Source organism: Pantoea sp. DY-15 (assembly GCF_019795935.1).
Lineage (GTDB): Bacteria > Pseudomonadota > Gammaproteobacteria > Enterobacterales > Enterobacteriaceae > Pantoea > Pantoea leporis.
In genome coordinates, this window is the sequence record NZ_JAIMIF010000017.1 from 1 (window position 1) to 677 (window position 677).

Genomic DNA, 677 nt, shown 5'->3' on the forward strand with positions numbered 1-677 from the left:
GCTACCGATGCTGGCCTGGAACTCGTAATGGCCGGTGGCCAGCGTGCTTTTTGGCGTCCAGCTCCAGCTTTCGCCGTTAAGGCTGGCGGTGGCGCTGCCCAGCCAGGTGTTGCTGCCAACAAGGCGATAGTAGACGATAACGGTGCTGTTAGACGATGCGGTACCGCGGAGTTCCGGAACGGTGTCATCGGTCAGCGCGCCGTTGTTCAGTGGGCCGGTGGCGCTGCCGACGTCATCAACAGCGTGGGTAATGGTGACGGTATCCGGCGGCAGGGTGCTGTCATTTTTCACAATTATGCTGAAGGGAGCAGAAGAGGTGCCCTGACGGGTCACGCCGGCAAAGACCTCCTGAGCGACAAGGCGCAGCGCATTGTTGCCTTCGTCAAGATCCTGAGAGGGTTCCATCTTCCATACGCCAGTGGTTTTATCCGCGACCGCGCTGCCGATTTTTTCACCTTTGTCATTGAGCAGGTAAACCGTGGTGCCTTTCTGCGCCACGCCGGTCAGCTCCGGGCGTTTGTCATCGGTGGTTTCACCGGGTTCAAAGGCGCGCTTGTCTGCACCGAAGTCATCGTACAGTTTGATTAATATCGGGGCTTCCGGTGGGGTAGTGTCAATCACCATAGAGAACTGCGACGTATCGGAAGAGTTACCTGCCAGATCAACGTAGCGAATTG

Annotated in this window: 1 protein-coding gene; it reads right to left on the reverse strand. The window is 57.6% G+C overall.

The window, feature by feature from the left end; genetic code table 11:
- Positions 1-677: Ig-like domain-containing protein (locus K5Y32_RS24790; protein ID WP_255602838.1), on the reverse strand; the 677-nt coding region annotated here is incomplete at both ends.